Source organism: Pseudomonas sp. MS01C9, assembly GCF_058202755.1.
Genome location: NZ_CM177073.1, coordinates 3278538 through 3295431 on the forward strand (window position 1 = coordinate 3278538; position 16894 = coordinate 3295431).

The 16894-nt window shown below is 59.9% G+C and carries 15 protein-coding genes; 7 read left to right on the forward strand and 8 right to left on the reverse strand.

Features of this window, described 5'->3' with window-relative positions; genetic code table 11:
* Window positions 1–177 precede the first annotated feature (177 nt).
* The 4 genes from AC1M7R_RS14875 (at window position 178) to mdeB (ending at window position 4950) form a co-directional block, all read left to right on the forward strand.
* On the forward strand, window positions 178–1194 hold the full coding sequence (locus tag AC1M7R_RS14875) for a 1-aminocyclopropane-1-carboxylate deaminase (RefSeq protein WP_076405610.1): 1017 nt from the start codon (window positions 178–180) through the stop codon (window positions 1192–1194).
* A 135-nt stretch (window positions 1195–1329) separates the two neighbouring features.
* Window positions 1330–1788 carry a transketolase gene (locus AC1M7R_RS14880; RefSeq protein ID WP_072388649.1) on the forward strand — a complete coding sequence of 153 codons (459 nt, stop codon included), beginning with the start codon at window positions 1330–1332 and terminating at the stop codon, window positions 1786–1788.
* A gap of 46 nt (window positions 1789–1834) precedes the next feature.
* Entirely contained in the window at window positions 1835–2257 is a 423-nt protein-coding gene (locus AC1M7R_RS14885) for a hypothetical protein (RefSeq protein ID WP_092182050.1), read from the forward strand.
* Window positions 2254–4950, forward strand: coding sequence for an alpha-ketoglutarate dehydrogenase (gene mdeB / locus AC1M7R_RS14890; RefSeq protein ID WP_490609713.1), 2697 nt, complete (start codon window positions 2254–2256; stop codon window positions 4948–4950). Before AC1M7R_RS14885 ends, mdeB begins: the two co-directional genes overlap by 4 nt.
* A 119-nt stretch (window positions 4951–5069) precedes the next feature.
* On the opposite strand, the gene AC1M7R_RS14895 is transcribed toward mdeB, so the two are convergent.
* The 7 genes from AC1M7R_RS14895 to AC1M7R_RS14925 all read right to left on the reverse strand — a co-directional run bounded on the left by AC1M7R_RS14895 (window position 5070) and on the right by AC1M7R_RS14925 (window position 13114).
* Window positions 5070–6224 (reverse strand): M20 family metallopeptidase, encoded by a 1155-nt coding sequence (locus AC1M7R_RS14895; RefSeq protein WP_072388643.1) that lies wholly within the window; start codon window positions 6222–6224, stop codon window positions 5070–5072.
* A complete protein-coding gene (locus tag AC1M7R_RS14900) occupies window positions 6221–7645 on the reverse strand; it encodes a M20 family metallopeptidase (protein WP_076405602.1) in 1425 nt (474 codons plus the stop codon). Before AC1M7R_RS14900 ends, AC1M7R_RS14895 begins: the two co-directional genes overlap by 4 nt.
* On the reverse strand, window positions 7642–8631 hold the full coding sequence (locus tag AC1M7R_RS14905) for an ABC transporter ATP-binding protein (protein WP_490609714.1): 990 nt from the start codon (window positions 8629–8631) through the stop codon (window positions 7642–7644). The genes AC1M7R_RS14900 and AC1M7R_RS14905 overlap by 4 nt, the downstream gene beginning before the upstream one ends.
* Window positions 8628–9644, reverse strand: coding sequence for an ABC transporter ATP-binding protein (locus tag AC1M7R_RS14910; protein WP_103894000.1), 1017 nt, complete (start codon window positions 9642–9644; stop codon window positions 8628–8630). The genes AC1M7R_RS14905 and AC1M7R_RS14910 overlap by 4 nt, the downstream gene beginning before the upstream one ends.
* A 16-nt stretch (window positions 9645–9660) precedes the next feature.
* Window positions 9661–10563, reverse strand: coding sequence for an ABC transporter permease (locus tag AC1M7R_RS14915; protein ID WP_072388636.1), 903 nt, complete (start codon window positions 10561–10563; stop codon window positions 9661–9663).
* Window positions 10564–10572: 9 nt separating this feature from the next.
* Entirely contained in the window at window positions 10573–11490 is a 918-nt protein-coding gene (locus AC1M7R_RS14920; RefSeq protein WP_072388634.1) for an ABC transporter permease, read from the reverse strand.
* Between the two features lie 103 nt (window positions 11491–11593).
* Entirely contained in the window at window positions 11594–13114 is a 1521-nt protein-coding gene (locus AC1M7R_RS14925; protein ID WP_072388632.1) for an ABC transporter substrate-binding protein, read from the reverse strand.
* Window positions 13115–13299: 185 nt separating this feature from the next.
* Between AC1M7R_RS14925 and AC1M7R_RS14930 the strand changes: the two genes are divergently transcribed.
* Window positions 13300–14217, forward strand: a complete 918-nt coding sequence (locus AC1M7R_RS14930) for a LysR substrate-binding domain-containing protein (protein ID WP_072388629.1) — start codon at window positions 13300–13302, stop codon at window positions 14215–14217.
* Window positions 14218–14311: 94 nt separating this feature from the next.
* Here the strand turns inward: AC1M7R_RS14930 and AC1M7R_RS14935 are convergent, their stop codons facing one another.
* Window positions 14312–14851, reverse strand: coding sequence for an AAA family ATPase (locus AC1M7R_RS14935; RefSeq protein ID WP_490609715.1), 540 nt, complete (start codon window positions 14849–14851; stop codon window positions 14312–14314).
* Between the two features lie 294 nt (window positions 14852–15145).
* Here AC1M7R_RS14935 and AC1M7R_RS14940 point away from each other — a divergent pair, with 294 nt between their 5' ends.
* Both AC1M7R_RS14940 and AC1M7R_RS14945 read left to right on the forward strand, forming a co-directional pair.
* Window positions 15146–15559 carry a hypothetical protein gene (locus tag AC1M7R_RS14940; protein WP_315641695.1) on the forward strand — a complete coding sequence of 138 codons (414 nt, stop codon included), beginning with the start codon at window positions 15146–15148 and terminating at the stop codon, window positions 15557–15559.
* Window positions 15560–16169: 610 nt separating this feature from the next.
* The gene (locus AC1M7R_RS14945; RefSeq protein ID WP_490609716.1) at window positions 16170–16874 is read left to right on the forward strand and encodes a DUF6602 domain-containing protein; all 705 of its coding nucleotides are present in this window, start codon (window positions 16170–16172) and stop codon (window positions 16872–16874) included.
* Window positions 16875–16894: the final 20 nt, after the last annotated feature.

A 16894-nucleotide genomic window follows, 5' to 3' on the forward strand; every position in this document is an offset into this window, starting at 1 on the left:
GTGTTTGATGGTTCTAGCTAAAAATTATGTTTCTTTAATTGCTAATAATTTGCAATACATATTTTCTGGTTTCTTCTTAGTATTGAACTCATCGAAGCCCCCCGTGAAAGAGCCTGGAATGCAGCCCTTTGCTTCTCGGCCTGGCGCTTGGATATTCAATCATCGAGGAGCAGAGTCATGAACCTGAATCGTTTTAAACGTTATCCGTTGACCTTCGGTCCATCTCCCATCACGCCCTTGAAGCGCCTGAGTGAACATCTGGGGGGCAAGGTCCAGCTGTATGCCAAGCGTGAAGACTGCAACAGTGGCCTGGCCTTCGGCGGGAACAAGACCCGCAAGCTCGAATACCTGATTCCCGAAGCGATCGAGCAAGGCTGCGATACCCTGGTCTCCATCGGTGGCATCCAGTCGAACCAGACCCGCCAGGTGGCGGCGGTGGCCGCGCACCTGGGCATGAAGTGCGTGCTGGTGCAGGAAAACTGGGTCAACTACTCCGATGCCGTGTATGACCGGGTGGGCAACATCGAGATGTCTCGCATCATGGGGGCGGAGGTACGACTGGACGCCGCGGGGTTCGACATCGGTATCCGGCCAAGCTGGGAGAAGGCCATGGACGACGTGGTGTCGCGCGGCGGCAAGCCGTTCCCGATCCCGGCGGGTTGTTCCGAGCATCCCTATGGCGGCCTCGGGTTCGTCGGCTTTGCCGAAGAAGTGCGAGAGCAGGAAAAACAGCTGGGCTTCACGTTCGACTACATCGTGGTCTGTTCCGTGACCGGCAGTACCCAGGCCGGCATGGTGGTCGGTTTCGCCGCGGACGGCCGTTCGAAGCAAGTGATCGGCATCGATGCCTCGGCCAAGCCAGAGAAAACCAAGGCACAGATCCTGCGTATCGCCCGGCATACCGCGGAACTGGTGGAGCTGGGCCGCGAAATCACCGAGGAGGACGTGGTGCTCGACACTCGGTTCGCCTATCCGGAATACGGCTTGCCCAACGACGGCACGCTGGAAGCCATTCGCCTGTGCGGCAGCCTGGAAGGTGTGCTGACCGATCCGGTGTACGAAGGTAAATCCATGCACGGGATGATTGAAATGGTCCGCCGTGGCGAGTTCCCCGAAGGCTCGAAAGTGCTCTACGCGCACCTGGGCGGAGCGCCTGCCCTGAACGCCTACAGCTTCCTGTTCCGCAACGGCTGATTCACACCAGACCTGTAGGCGAGCGCTTGCTCACGAGGCGGTGGGGCAGTCGGCATGCATGTTGAATGTCACGGCCTCATCGCCGGATCGCCGCTCGGAGCGAGCCGCTGCAATCCAACCGCCGGGAGTACCGCCATGCATGCGATATCGCAATCCGCAGTCTGGATCAAGGAACCTTCGGCGGATGCCGGAGTGGTCATCGTGACCAGCGCCGCGTTGCCCAAGTACATGATCGACAAGCTGCACGTGACGATAGATGACTGGGACCAGGTGGCCTACCTGGCCGTCCAGCAGTCGGAGGCGCTGAGGGTCGACTGGTTGCGGGTCGGGTCCAGTGCGCAGCCGTCTGCCGGAGGCGACGCGTGTTATGCCAGCCAACTGTTGCGCGGCGTTCCCCACGACAGCTTTCTGCTGGAAGTCGGCACGGTGCCAGGCCTGACCTGGCTGGGATCGGTCTGCGGCCATCCGCTGCGTGTCGTCGAACTTGGAACAATCGCTTCATCCACTGCGGCGATGGATCGGCAGGTGGAAGAGGTGTTATCGGCGACCCGGCGTCTGGCCAAAAGCGTGCTGCAGGCGCGCGGCGTCATTTAACCCAGCCCTCGTCAATTCGCCTGTGCAAACCAGTAAGGCAACGCTTATGAGCCGAACCGCCCATGCGCGCATCCACGCAATGAAGTGGATGCGCGAGCCTTCCAGTCATACGCGTATCGTGGTCATCGTGAGCGGACTCGATAGCGATCACATTGACTTGATCCATCAGGGGTTCAGCTGTTTCGACAATGTCGCGCTGATCCATGTCGATACGGTGAACACCGCGCCTGGCAAGCTCGTCGAAGGGCACGTGGCCAAGCGTGACTACCGTTTCGTGGTGCTCGGTGAACTCGATGAGCACGTCTTGCACGACCTTTCCATCGCTCAGCCATGCCTCTACCCGGTCGCCCCAGACGAGACGAGCGAGCGCTCCATCATGGCGGCGGTAGAGCAAGTCAAAAACCTCGCCCGAGGCAGTCATTCGCGCCACCTCGAAGCGATACCCGACATCAGCAGGAGTTGCCCATGAACCTGTCCAATCCCCATGCCCAATGGCCGGCCCGGGCTGTCGAGGATGAAGAAATGGCCGAGTGGCGCGAGGCCTTGCTGTCGGTCGCCGCCCACGGCGGCACGGACCGGGCCAAACAGATCCTCGACATGCTGCTGGCCGTGGCAAGCACTGCGGACATCGGCTGGCGGCCCAGCCATGGCACTCCCTACATCAATACCATCGGCGTCGAGCGGCAACCGGTGTTTCCCGGAGACCTGGCGATCGAGGAACGCCTGGCATCCATCATGCGCTGGAATGCCCTGGCGATGGTTGCCCGGGCCAATCACGCCTATGGCGAATTGGGTGGACACATCGCCAGTTATGCCAGTGCGGCGGATCTGTTCGAAGTGGGCTTCAACCATTTCTTCAAGGCGCGCACCCCGACCGACGGCGGTGACCTGGTGTTCTACCAACCGCACTCGGCGCCAGGCGTCTATGCCCGGGCGTTCCTCGAGGGACGCCTGGAAGAAAAGGATCTGCAGCACTATCGACAAGAGATCGGCGCACGCGCCAATGGCGCCCGGGGGTTGTCGAGTTATCCGCATCCCTGGTTGATGCCGGACTTCTGGCAGTTCCCGACGGGCTCCATGGGGATCGGTCCGATCAGCTCGATCTACCAGGCGCGTTTCATGCGGTACCTGGAGCACCGCGGCCTGCAAAAGACCTCGGGGCGTACCGTCTGGGGCGTGTTTGGCGACGGTGAAATGGATGAGCCGGAAAGTATGTCGGCGCTGACCCTGGCGGCGCGCGAAGGGCTGGATAACCTGGTCTGGGTGGTCAACTGCAACCTCCAGCGCCTGGACGGCCCGGTGCGTGGCAACGGTCGCATCATCGACGAGCTCGAGGCGTTGTTCGGCGGTGCGGGCTGGAACGTGATCAAACTGGTCTGGGGCTCCGACTGGGACAGGTTGTTTGCCCGGGACAAGGACGGCGCGTTGGTCCGGGCCTTGTCGGCCACGGTCGATGGCCAGTTCCAGACGTTCGCGGCCAAGGATGGGCGCTTCAACCGTGAGCATTTCTTCGGTCAGGACGAAGCCCTGGCGGACTTGGCCCAAGGCCTGACCGACGAGCAGATCGACCGCCTCAAGCGCGGTGGTCATGACCTGGTGAAGATCTTTGCCGCGTATCAAAGCGCGATGCTCGAGGGCAAGAAACCGACGGTCATCCTGGCCCAGACCAAGAAGGGCTTCGGCATGGGCGACGCCGGACAGGGCAAGATGACCGTACACCAGCAGAAGAAACTCGACAGTGAGGCGTTGATCGCGTTCCGCAACCGTTTCAACCTGCCATTGACCGATGAGCAGGCCACCTCCCTGAGCTTCTTCAAACCGAGCGACGACAGCGCGGAAATGCGCTACCTGCATGCACGCCGCCAGGCGTTGGGCGGCTACATGCCGGCACGACCTTCGGCCTGCGAGTCATTGGCCGTGCCCGCTGTAGAGCATTACGCCGGGTTCGCCATCGCCGCCCAGGGCAAGGAAATGTCCACCACCATGGCCTTCGTGCGGATGCTCAGCGGCTTGCTCCGGGACAAGCAACTGGGGCCGCGCATCGTACCGATCGTGGCGGATGAAGCGCGTACCTTCGGCATGGCCAGCCTGTTCAAGCAGATCGGCATCTACTCCAGCGTGGGGCAACGTTACGAGCCGGAGGACATCGGTTCGATCCTCAGTTATCGAGAAGCCCTGGACGGGCAGATTCTCGAAGAGGGCATCAGCGAGGCCGGCGCCATCAGCTCCTGGGTCGCCGCCGCGACCAGCTACTCGGTGCATGGCCTGCCAATGCTGCCGTTCTACATCTACTACTCGATGTTCGGCTTCCAGCGCATCGGCGACCTGATCTGGGCGGCGGCGGATCAACGGGCCCGCGGGTTCCTGCTCGGTGCCACCGCGGGCCGCACGACATTGGGTGGCGAAGGCCTGCAGCACCAGGACGGCAACAGTCACCTGATGGCGGCGATGGTTCCCAATTGTCGGGCTTACGATCCGGCATTCGCCGGCGAGTTCGCGGTGATCCTGGATCACGGCATGCGCCAGATGCTGGAGCTCCAGGTGGACGAGTTCTACTACGTTACCCTGATGAACGAGAACTACCCGCAGCCCAGCCTTCCCGAAGGTGTCGAACAGGCCATTATCCAGGGCATGTATCGGTTTGCCCGGCATGAAGTCGAGGGGGCGCGTGGACGTGTCCAGTTGCTGGGGTCCGGCGCCATCCTGGGCGAAGTGATCGCCGCCGCCGAGTTGCTGGCCAGCGATTGGGGGATCGACAGTCAGGTCTGGAGCGTGACCAGTTTTACCGAATTGGCACGTGATGCACGGGAAGTGGAGCGCTGGAATCGACTGCATCCCGGACAGCCTGCCAGGTGCAGTCATGTCCAGGAATGCCTTAACGACTCGGCGCCCATCATTGCCTGTACCGATTACGTACGGGCCTTGCCCCAGTTGATCGCCAGTTATCTCGATGGCTATTACACGGTGCTCGGTACCGACGGGTTCGGCCGCAGCGATACCCGCAGCCAACTGCGCAGGTTCTTCGAAGTGGACCGGCACCAGATCGTCCTGAGTGCGCTGACCTCGCTGGTGCAAGAGGGGAGGCTGCAGGCCGGCGTCTGTGCCGAGGCCATTGAGCGCTACGCCATTGACGTTGACGCCATGGCCCCTTGGGACGCTTGAGGCTGGCTTGCCCCTTGTGGGAGCGAGGTTGCTCGCGAAGTCGGTGGTTCAGCTATATGGAGGTTGGACGTGTGTCCTGCTCTTGTTGCTTTGGACCTTGATCTCGACGCCCCGTTATTTCAACTGCTCTGGCCAACAGCCAGGATGGTCGCCACCAAGGCCTGGGCGCGAGGTACCAGCGTATCCAGCTCCAGGTATTCACGATCGGTGTGGACCTTGCCTCCCACCGGGCCGAGGCCGCACAGGGTTGGGATGCCCAGGCTGGCGGTGAATCCGGAGTCGGCGCAACCGCCGGTGAATTCGCCTTCGACGCTGAAACCCAGCGCCAGGGCTTTTTGTTGGTAGATTTGCAACAGCCGTTCGCTGTGACGGGCCTCCATCGGCAGAAAGGTTGTCGCCTCCTTGAGGATGGCGTGGGTACCGATCAGTTCTTCTTCGGCGACGATGGCCAGGATCGCGGTAAGGATCCGGTCCCAGTGCTTGAGTTCGATGAAGCGCACATCCAGCCGCGCCGAGGCGCTCGGAGCAACGGTGTTGCTGGACGTTCCCCCGGATATCAAGCCGACGTTCGTGGTGATGCCTGCCGAGTAATCGGTCAGGGCGTGGAGCTTGACGATCTTGCGTGCCAGGGCCTCGATGGCGCTGGCGCCGTCGGCATGGTTGACCCCGGCATGCGCCGCGCGACCGCTGACTTCGATGATCAGCGTGGCACCGCCTTTGCGTGCGCTGACCACGTTGCCGCTGGCCCGACCGGGTTCGGTATTGAGCACGGCGCGGGCGGCACGGGCTGCGTGTTCGATATGGGGCCTGGCGCTGCCGGAGCCGATTTCTTCGTCACCGGTGTACAGGACCTGCACCGGATAGGGCAAGGGGCCGGCACGCTTGAGTGCCTTGAGGGCGAAGCAATTGAGCACCAGGCCGCCTTTCATGTCGGCGACGCCGGGGCCAAAGGCGAGATTGCCATCGCAGCTGTAGCCGCGCGCCGTGGTGGTGCCTTTGGGGAACACCGTGTCGCGATGGCCCAGCAGCAACACCGGCTTTCCAGGTTCGCCTGGCACTTCGGCGAGCATTACGTCGCCAAAGCCTTCCACCGGCATGCGCTTGAGCAGGATGCCGTCGGCCTCCAGCTCTGCCGCGAGCAGCGCGCCCACGGCGTCGACCCCCGCCTTGTCATAGCTGTTGGAGTCGGTGTCGACGATACGCTGCAGCAGCGTTTCCATGGCTTGGCGCTGGTCGGCAAGCCAGTCCAGCGCCTGTTGTGGCGTGGCGCTCATTGCATTTGCTCCCGCAACTGATGCGCCTGGGTCAGGCGTGCCGCATCGTTGCCCAGGTCCCAGAACAACCCCGCCATGATCTGCAGGCTTTCCTTGACCACCGGTGCCAGCAAGTGCTCGTTCGGCGCATGCTGCGAGCAGGCCGGGTACGAATGCGGCACCCACAATGTGGGCAGGCCGAGCACATCGGCGAACACATCGTTGGGCAGCGAACCGCCGAGGTTGGGCAGCAGCGCAGGTTTTTTGCCGGTGGTCTGGGCCAAGGAGCTCAGCGCCCAATCGACCCATGGGCTTTGCGGGTCCAGCCGAGTGGCGTGCATCACCTCGACGTGGCTTTGCTTGACCTCGACATTGCTGAAACCATGGGCATCCAGGTGGGCACGTACCGCCGGGATGAAGGTCGTGTAGTCGCTGTCCACCACAAAGCGGATGTGGCAGTGGGCGTTGGCCTTGCCGGGGATCGCGTGTACGGGGGCGTCCGGGTTGCCGGTCTTGAAGGCGATGACGTCGAGGGTGTTCCAGCCGAACACCTTTTCGCTCAGGGAGAGCTCGGGGTTGCCCCAGTTGGCGTCGATGTCCGGATCGCCCGGTCCGCCACCGACGTCAATATCGGCCAGCGCCTGACGAACCGGCTCGGGCAGTGATTCAGGCATCAGGCCCGCCACTTTCACCCGGCCGTGTTCATCCACCATGCTCGCGATGGCATTGGCCAGGATGATCCCGGGGTTGGCCAGCAACCCGCCCCAGTTGCCAGAGTGATGAGCGCCTTCGCGCAGATTGACCACCAGCTCGAAGTTGAACACCCCCCGTGAGCCGAGAAAAATCGTTGGTCGTGACGCCGCCAGGCGCGGTCCGTCCGAGGCGATGAAAATATCCGCGGCGAGCTCTTCACTGTGCGCGGCACAGAATGCATTCAAGCCCGGCGAGCCTTCTTCTTCGCCCATTTCCAGCAACAGCTTGACGTTGAACCCCAGCTTGCCGTCGCGAGCCTTGAGGGTTTGCTCCAGCGCGGTCAGGTTGATCAGGTGCTGGCCTTTGTTATCCGCCGTGCCGCGGCCGTACCAGCGATCGCCTTCGGCAATGACCTGCCACGGCGACAGGCCTTCACGCCATTGCGCTTCATAGCCGCGTACCACATCACCGTGGCCGTAGCTGAGCACGGTCGGCAGTTGCGGCTGCTCGATGCGCGTGGCGATCATGAACGGGCCGCGCCCTGCCACCGGGTTGTCATAGACAGCGACGCTGAAGCCCATCGCCTCGACATGCGGGGTGATGAACTCATGGAGATAGCGATACAACTCGGGTTGGCTGTCCGCTGCCTGGCTTTCAGTGTGCAAGGCGACGCTGCGTTCGAGCAGGTTGAAAAATGCGCCGTTATCGAATTGCGCTGTGGTGTTGCTGATGGCCAGTGAACGACTCATGAGTGGACAAGCTCCAGGGTTTGGGCGGGACTGTCGTGAAGGTGGCAACGCACGTTGCCGCCGATAATCGGATCATTGGCCGGGTAGGCCGTCTTGCAGGGGGCGAAGCAGCTCGGACAGCGCGGATGGAAGGCGCAGCCGGAGGGCGGTGACATCGGATTGGGAAAGGAACCGCCCAGGCCGATCTCGGGAATGCCCAGGCGCGGATCGGGCGTGAGCACCGAATCCAGCAAGGCGCGGGTATACGGGTGGCCGGGTTTGGCGAATAACGCTTCGCGGGTGCGTTCCTCGACGATACGCCCCAGGTACATCACCGCTACCCGGTCGGCGAGGTGTTCGATGACCGCCAGGTTATGGCTGATCAAAAGATAGGTCAGGCCGAATTCGCGCTTGAGGTCTTGCAGCAGGTTGAGAATCTGCGCCTGCACCGAAACGTCCAGTGCCGAGGTGGGTTCGTCGCAGATCAACACGTCAGGGCGCATGATCAACGCCCGTGCAATGGCCACCCGTTGCCGTTGGCCGCCGGACAGTTGGCTCGGATAGCTGTCGATGACCCGCTTGGGCAGGCCGACCACATCGAGCATCGCTTCGGTTTTCTTGCGTCGCTCGGCGGGGCTGCCGATGTCGTGCACGATCAGCGGCAGGGTCACGATTTCGCGCAGCGTCTTGCGAGGGTTCAGCGAGGAGTACGGGTCTTGGAATATCGGCTGGATGTGCCGGGACATTTCCTTGCGATCCGTCGCCGCCAGGTGCTTGCCACCCACCAGCACATCGCCGCTGGTGGGTGGCAACAGACCCAGCAGCATCTTGGCCAGGGTACTTTTTCCGCAACCGGACTCGCCTACCAGGCCGAGGGTCTCGCCTCGCATCAGCCGCAGGGAAACGCCATCGACGGCCTTCAGGGTGGCGGCGGGTTTGAACAAGCCGTTGTTGATCCGGAACTCGCGACGGATGTCGCACAGCTCCAATGCGATGTCTTTTTTCATGACCGAGCCCTCTCTTGAAGGCGAATCGGCGCCGGGGCCGGTGCGGCGAACAGGCAGCGCGCCATGTGGCCGTCCTGCTCGACTTCGGGAATGTCTTGCGCGCAGGCCGCTATCGCCTGGGCGCAACGATTGCGGAACGCGCACCCTTGCTGTTCGCCCACCAGGCTTGGCACCAGGCCTGGAATCGAACCCAGGGCCTCGCCCGGTCGGGTCCGACCGGGGATTGGAATGCTGGTCAGCAGACCACGGGTGTACGGATGCTGTGGGTTTTCGAACAGTTGTCGGGCGGGGGCGGTTTCGACGATTTCCCCGGCATACATCACTGCGACCCGATCGGCGATCCGGGCCACCAGCCCCAGGTCATGGGTGATGAAAATCACCGCCAGGCCGAACTCCTTCTGGATATCGCGGATCAAGCGCAGGATCTGCGCCTGGATGGTCACGTCCAGTGCCGTGGTGGGTTCATCGGCGATGATCAGGTCCGGCTCGCACATCAACGCCATGGCGATGATCACCCGCTGGCGCAAACCGCCAGACAGTTGATGCGGATACTGGCGCAAGCGTTCGGTGGCATTGCTGATACCGACTTTCTCCAGCATCTGCGCGGCGCGCGCCAGGGCATCCTTGCGTGACACCTTGCGATGCTGGGTCAGCACTTCGCTGAGCTGGTCGCCAATGCTGTAGGCCGGGTTCAGCGAGGTCATCGGTTCCTGGAAAATCATCGCCAGACGATTGCCGCGCAGGTCGCACATGCGCCGCTCGCTCTGGCCCAGCATGTCGATGCCGTCCAGCGTCAGCCGGGACGCGGTGCGTTTTGCCTTGCGTGGCAGCAGGTCCATCAGCGCCAGCGAGGTCAGGGATTTACCGCAGCCGGATTCGCCGACGATACACAGCATTTCACCGCGCTCGACTTCGAAATCCAGACCGCGCACGGCATGCAGCATGTCATCCGGTGTCGGGCTGTTGCCCATGGGGATGTCCACGCGCAGGTTTTCAACATGGAGTAGTGCCATGTCCGGACTCCTCTAATCAGTTGCGGCCGTCGGGCAGGATCAGATCGCGCAGGCCGTCGCCGACCAGGTTGATGCCCAGCACCAGAATCATCAGGGCGACGCCGGGAATGGCGATGACCCACGGGGAAAAGAACATGTAGGGTTTGCCTTCGGCGATCATCAGGCCCCAGGACGGCGTCGGCGGCTGCACGCCAACCCCGAGGAACGACAGGGCCGACTCCAGCAGGATCGCGTGGGCCATCTCCAGGGTCGCGACGACGATCAGCGCACCGACCAGATTGGGCAGGATCTCGCTGACCAGGATGCGCAGGGTCGAGCAGCCAAGGGCCTGGGCAGAGGCCACATATTCAGCATCGCGAATCTGTTGCACCGAAGCCCTGACCACCACCGCGAAGCGATCCCATAACAGGCAGCCCAGCAGCACGATGACCACTTTCAGCGAGCCGCCCATCAGCGAGGCCGAGGCCAGCGCGACCATCACCACCGGCATCGCCAGCCGCGTGGTGATCAGGTAGCTGATGAACGCATCGAGCTTGCCGCCGTAGTAACCCGCCAACAGCCCCATCACGGTGCCGATAAAGCCGGAAATCAACGCCGCCGCGATGCCGATGAACAGCGAAATCCGAGCGCCATAGAGCAATCGCGACAGGTAGTCACGGCCCAGCTTGTCGGTGCCGAGGACGTACTCCCAGGTGCCGTTGGCCATCCATACCGGCGGTTTCATGCGCAGCATCACGTCTTGCGCATAAGGGTCGTGGGGGGCCAGCCACGGGGCGAACAGTGCACCGGCGAAGATGATCAGCAACAACACCGCGCCGATGGCAAAGCCACGATGGCGAAAACTCTTGCCAAGGACTCGGCTCAGGCTGCTGGGGGGTGGCAGGTAGTCATTGATCGCGAGGGTCGTGGGGGTGCTCATGTAAGCCTCCTAGCGCACGCGGATGCGCGGGTCGAGCAGTGCGTTGAGCACATCGGCCAGCAAGGTGAGGATGATGTAGATCACCGCAATCAGCAGGACTACGGCCTGTACCACCGGAAAATCGTCACGGGCGATGGCGTCCCAGGCGAGTTGCCCGATGCCTTGCAGGGAGAACACGGTTTCGATCACCACCGAACCGCCGAGCATGAAGCCGAACTCCACCGCCGCCAGCGCGACGACCGGAATCAAGGCGTTGCGCAATGCGTGCTTGAACAGCACGCGGGCAGGGCGCAGGCCCTTGGCGCGGGCGGTGCGGATGTAATCGGAACCGAGCACATCGAGCATGCCGGCGCGGGTCAGGCGCATGATGGCCGGCGTCGCGTAGTAGCCCAGGGCAATGGCCGGCATGACGAAATGCAGCAGGGTCGAGTTGCCGGACACCGGCAACCACTTGAGCGTCACCGCGAACACCACGATCAGCATCAGCGCAAACCAGAAACTGGGCATCGCCTGGCCCAGCACCGCGATGCTCAAAGCCAGTCGGTCAATCCAGGTGTCGCGTTTGACCGCGGCCAGCACCCCCAGTGGAATCGCCACCAGCAAGGCGATGCCCAGGGCCATGGCACCCAACCCGAGGGTAATCGGCAAACGGCTGACGACGAGGTTGTAGACTGATTCCTGAAAGAAAAACGAGTTGCCCAGGTCCAGCCGCAGCAAATCGCCCAGCCAGTTGAAGTACTGGGTCGGCAGCGGTTTGTTCAAGCCGTATTGCACGCGGATCTGTTCGATCTGTTCGCTGGTGGCTTCCGGTCCACCAATGGCCGTGGCCAGGTCGCCGGACAGGTGCAACAGGGAAAAACTGATCACCGACACGGTAATGGCCACGCAAATCGCGATGCCCAGCCGACGCAGAAGGAATCCAAGCATGGCAAGTTTCCTCGTATCCAATGGATGGCATGTGTGAGGAGATGTCCGTGGTGCGAGTCAGTCGCAGCCACGGCACCTCTCGATCAATCCGCCCGGTTGCGGATTACTTCCAGCTGGACTGAACGAAACGCGGCAACTCATCCGGGTATGACGTGAACGCCAGTTCGGAGGTGTAGGCGTAGTTCATCGAGTAGTTGAACAGCGGCGCCCAGTACGCCTGTTCGCTGATGCGCTGCAACGCCTTGCGGTAGTTGTCCTTGCGCAGTTGCGGGTCGAGGGCGTTGTCGGCGGTCTGCAGCCAGCCCTGGACTTGTGGATCCTTGATGTTGTCGTCCGGATTGCCCTTGAACCAGGTGCCGGCCGACGCCGAGGTGTCGAGGATCGAGAACGAGCCCCAGGCCTGAAACGACATGGGCACCTTGCCGCCACGTTGCTGATCGCGCAGGGCGGCGTACTTCAAGAAGCGCAGCTTGGCGTTGATACCCACGGCGCGCAGGTTGCCGATGATGGCTTCGACGTAATCACGGTCGCGATAGGCGAAGATTTCGGTCTCGAAGCCATTGGGATAACCGGCTTCGGCAAGCAGCGCCCTGGCCTTGGCCGGGTCGTAGTCGTAGACCGTGGCCGCGGAGGTATCGCAACCGAACTGGCCTGGGTAACAGGCCACCTGCAAGGGCTTGGCTTCGCCCCCCACCAATTGCGTGGCCAGCGCACTGCGGTTGATCGCATGGTTGATGGCCTGGCGCACCTTGAGGTTCTTCATGGGGGAGTTTTCGGTGGAGGTGCCCCGGGCATCGAGAATCAGGAAACCGATGCGCATGGTTTCGCCGCTGGTCACGGTGAGGTTCTGCATGCCCTTGAGGTCGACCGCCTGATCCGGGGTCACGCGCCAGGTCCAGTCGACACCGTCGGTCATCAACTCGGCCAGGCGGGTTTCGGCATCCGGGATCACCCGGAACTTGAGGTGGCCGATATGCGGTTTGCCTTGTGGGCTGTCCGGAAAGTAGTCCTTGTTGATCTCCATGGTCACGCCTTCGCCAGCCACCACCGATACGGCTTTATACGGCCCGGTACCGATTGGCTTGCGACTGAATTCGGCCAGGCCGACCTTCTCGAAATACTGCTTGGGAAACATCGGAACGGCGTTGGACAGGTATTCCAGAGCCGGAGGAAAAGGCTTCTTCAAATACAGGCGGACGCTGTAGTCACCGGTTTTCTCGGCGCTCTTGATCCAGTCGACGTTTTGCACGGTCACGACTTTCGCTTCGGGCGACACCACGTAGTTGAGGGTGAACACCACATCGTCGGCGGTGAAGTCGTCACCGTTGTGAAATTTGACGCCCTTGCGCAGTTCGAAGTCGATGGTGGTGTCGTCGACCTGTTTCCAGCGCGTGGCCAACATGGGTTGGTACTCGCCGCTTTTGGGATCGCGGTAGACCAGGTTGTCCCAGATCAGCCGACCGAGAATCACGCCTTCGCGTAGATCGTTGTGATAGGGGCTGATGTTTTCAGGCTCGCTGTCGGAAGCGTAAACCAGGGTGTCGTTGGCTTTACCGGCATGAGCCGGAAAACTGCTGATGAAGCCCATCAGCGCAATAGTGCAGGCGAAACCTTTGATGCCCATGCCGTCGTCTCCGTTGGCGAGAGTGGTTGAATCAAAGGGCAGCGAATCGCAAAAGCGCAAAGGAGGGAAAAGGATCAGACTGTATTTTTTTTGATCTGGACTCGAATGTAGGGAAAGGTTATCAATGCCACAAGAATAATATTTCGATACTTCCTTTGCCGAAAAGGCAAACCCTGGAGGCGCCGATGCAGCTGTATGGTGTGCAGTCCACGGCACTGCGCTATTTTCTGGAAGTGGCGCGATGCGGATCGATCAGCGAAGCCTCGGTACGGCTGAACGTCGCGGCGTCAGCGGTGAGCCGGCAGATCTCCAAGCTTGAATTGGCCCTGGATGCCAGCCTGTTCGAGCGTCGTGCCCGGGGCATGGTGCTCAGCGAGGCGGGCGCGCGACTGGCGGCTTATGCGCGCAAGTCACAACTGGAGGCCGAGCAGGTGGTGCTGGAAATTACCGAGCTGCACGGCTTGCAACGAGGTCACGTACACGTGGCCTGCTCGGAAGGATTCGCACTGGAATACATGCCCAGGAGCATCAGTGCATTCAGGCGTGAGTATCAGGGCATCCATTTCACCCTGGAGGTCTGTGCGCCTGCGCAGGCGACCGAAAAGGTACGCTCCGGCGAAGCCGACCTGGCGATGACCTTCAGCCTGACGCCACAAAAGGAAATCAAGGTCGAACATGTCCTGAGCGGCGCGATCTTCGCCGTGGTCTCCAATTCTCATCCCTTGGCCGGGCGTGAAGCGGTCAACCTCGCCGAGTTGCAACCCTGGCCCATTGCACTCCCCAAGGCCGACACCACCATACGGCAACTGTTCGACATCTGTTGCGGCGTGCAGGGCTTGTTGTTCGACCCGGTATTGACCACTAACTACGTGGCCTCGCTCTATAGCTTCGTGCGCGAAGAGGGAGGCATCAGCCTCGCCAGTGAAATGACCTTGCACAAGCAAGTGGCCGACAAGGCACTTCAATGCTTGCCGATTCTTGATGAAGGTATGAAGGCACGGCGCATCGAACTGCAGAGCATGGCGGGACGTAATTTACCGGCGGCGGTTTCTGCGTTCAGGGATTTTTTGATTGCGGAGTTGGAGAAGGGGAAGGGTGGTTGAGGGGGGCAGAATAAAGGCAGCCACGACCGGCAGCTATGGCCCAGGAGCGGCCGCTCGTGAATGGCAGTTCCGCATTGAATCAGGCAACCGTCGATCAATCTCGCGGAGTCTGGACAGTCGAATTTCCAATGCTCGCGAGAAAAATGCCGGTATCCCGATTAGAGCGCAGACAAACCACGCGGCAAGCTGATGGCGCTGTTGCAACAAGTTGCTGGATCTTTTCTCGCGCTGATTTTTTCGTCCGCCACATGAATCTGAAAAATTCCGGCAGGTTCATCAGCAATTCGGGGCAGTTCTCCGGCAAGTCAGGCCGAGACTGACCGCGTTGGAGCAGGGTTCTGCGCAGTACGCGCAAGAATCGAAGCGTCGCCGAACGATCAATCCATATCAAAAGATCTGCACGGGCCAGCCGGTTGTCCCAAGTGGCTGAATGGCCACCTTCGAATATCCAACAATCTCGGGCCTCTACATCGAGACAAAGCTGTGTCTTCTCGTCCCGACTTCGTTCGATCCACCCTGGCTGCCAGTGAATAGTGTCGATATGAACGACCGGCAAACCCGTGCGCCGACCAAGCTCACGCGCCAAAGTGCTTTTGCCTGACCCAGGTTGACCAACGATCATCACCCGTTGCATCGAAGCTCCTTCTCGCTATGCAAGCTGATTTTTTGGGGGGGCGATTTTATGTCAATGTCTATCTCGGTCAATAACAAGCGGCCAGCATGACAGGCAGCTTCCGGCCGAGGTTGTGTAAAAACAAGCACGCGGGATGCGGAGTAGTTCGATGACTGCTTTGGGTACAAGCTGTGTGAAAACAAATTTTTTAGAACGATTCGGACATGGGGGCATTCGACCAGGTTTTGAGACACCATATGGCCTCTAGGAATCCAGCAGCTCGACGCAGCTCGCAAACCAGATCAGGAGGAATGAATGCCTTCCCGTCGCCGCCTCAGTAGTGTCTGTCAAAGTATTGCGCACCACGCTGCGAGCAGTCTGTCGTACGTACACCCACATTTGTTGCAAGCCCTCAAAGCGACCGGAGAATCGATCGCGACGGTGGATCTACTGAGTGCGACCCCATACCCGAAGGAGCTTCACAGTCATCCCCACCTTCCCACCGCCCTCTCTTCACTACGTGCTCGTTTTGAACAGATTTTGAAATCTGAAGGATTTTTAATAACCGACCTCAACGAGGCCACGCTATTTTTCAAACCTGATGGCCAATACAGTGACGAGTATTGTTGCGAATGTCACGCAAGGTTGTCCCATTCAAGCGGTCGTAAATACTTTGCGGCAGTCGACTGCATGGGTAAATCCATTGTCCCCCAGCTTGCCAATATCTGACCAATCCCCTCCGGTAATGATTTCAATCCAGATGAAAAGCGAGCTTGCTTTAAGGCCAAAAGCCGGAATACGCCGAGGATAATCTAAGCTTTTTTCGTCTAGATCGTATCGGGGGCGATCATGAAACGATTCATTTAGGGCGAGACTCGGACGCAGGTGACGCTGCTGCCGGAGTGGCGCTCGATGGCACTGAAACCCACGTATTTACTGGGTTTCAGGCACAAAAAAAAGACGTCCGTGGACGTCTTTAGATGATGAAGTGGTGGGCCGGGGTAATTTGAATTCGTTAATTAAGTTATTGATTTATAAAGTTAATATCTATTTTGGTATTTTGGTTGGAATACCAATTGGAATACTGTGCGAAATTGGCCACCCGTTTGCACTCGATCTGACCACCGATTGCATCGGAGTTGACCAGCACACTTCGTAACCATGGTTGGCAGTTAGCTGCTGGTGACGACAGGCAGAAATCGGCCAGAAGCGGACGTTGATGGCCGACCGCTTAGGGCCAATAGCTGCCCTATGCAGGTGGGCAAAAATCGGCCATTTGCAACCACTCCTGGACTCCCTCAGAATCGTGGCTTACGTAAAATCAAAAAAGAGTTGTCTAATGAAACCGCTAGTCGAATACTGCAAAGGAGCTGTGAAAGCATTAAATGCTCAATATGAAATGAGCAACGTGCTAGGTCACTCTGCTACTGCTGGCTCGGCGCGTGAGCGTCTTATCCAAGATTTTCTTATTGCGCATCTCCCAGAAATGACCAGCGTTGTAAGTGGGATGATTATTGACTCGAGTGGGCAGCGGTCCAAACAACAAGATATCGTACTGATGTTACGGTCGATGCCACGACTACCCTTTGCCAGTGGTCATGATCTTATATTTCAGGAGGGAGCTGTAGCAACTTTTGAAATTAAAACACAAATATCACCATCTACTCTCGAAACTATTGCGATCAACATTGCAAGTGTCAACACGTTGGTACCAAGCACATTAGAGGGTGTTCAATTAGGTGATCTGGACTGGCCGTATGCAAGAGTATTAAATGTCGTTCTCACATACGGCGGGTCCGCCTTGGATGTCATTGAGCGAAAGCTAGCTGAACTGCCTACTGCAGGTCAGCCAGATGTCTATTTAGATCTCACAAAGGGAATTCTGATTAAGAACGATGGAGTGCTATTGGTTCAGGATAGTTTTGCTCCGTACATTCAGATCAATGATGCAGGGGTAGGTCTAGCTCGCTTGCTTGCATTACTGTCAAAGGTGACCGGTCGTTTAGTAATGCGCGGCGTGCATTGGGATGCTTATATCTCTTGACTATTCTTGACTGGTAGTGA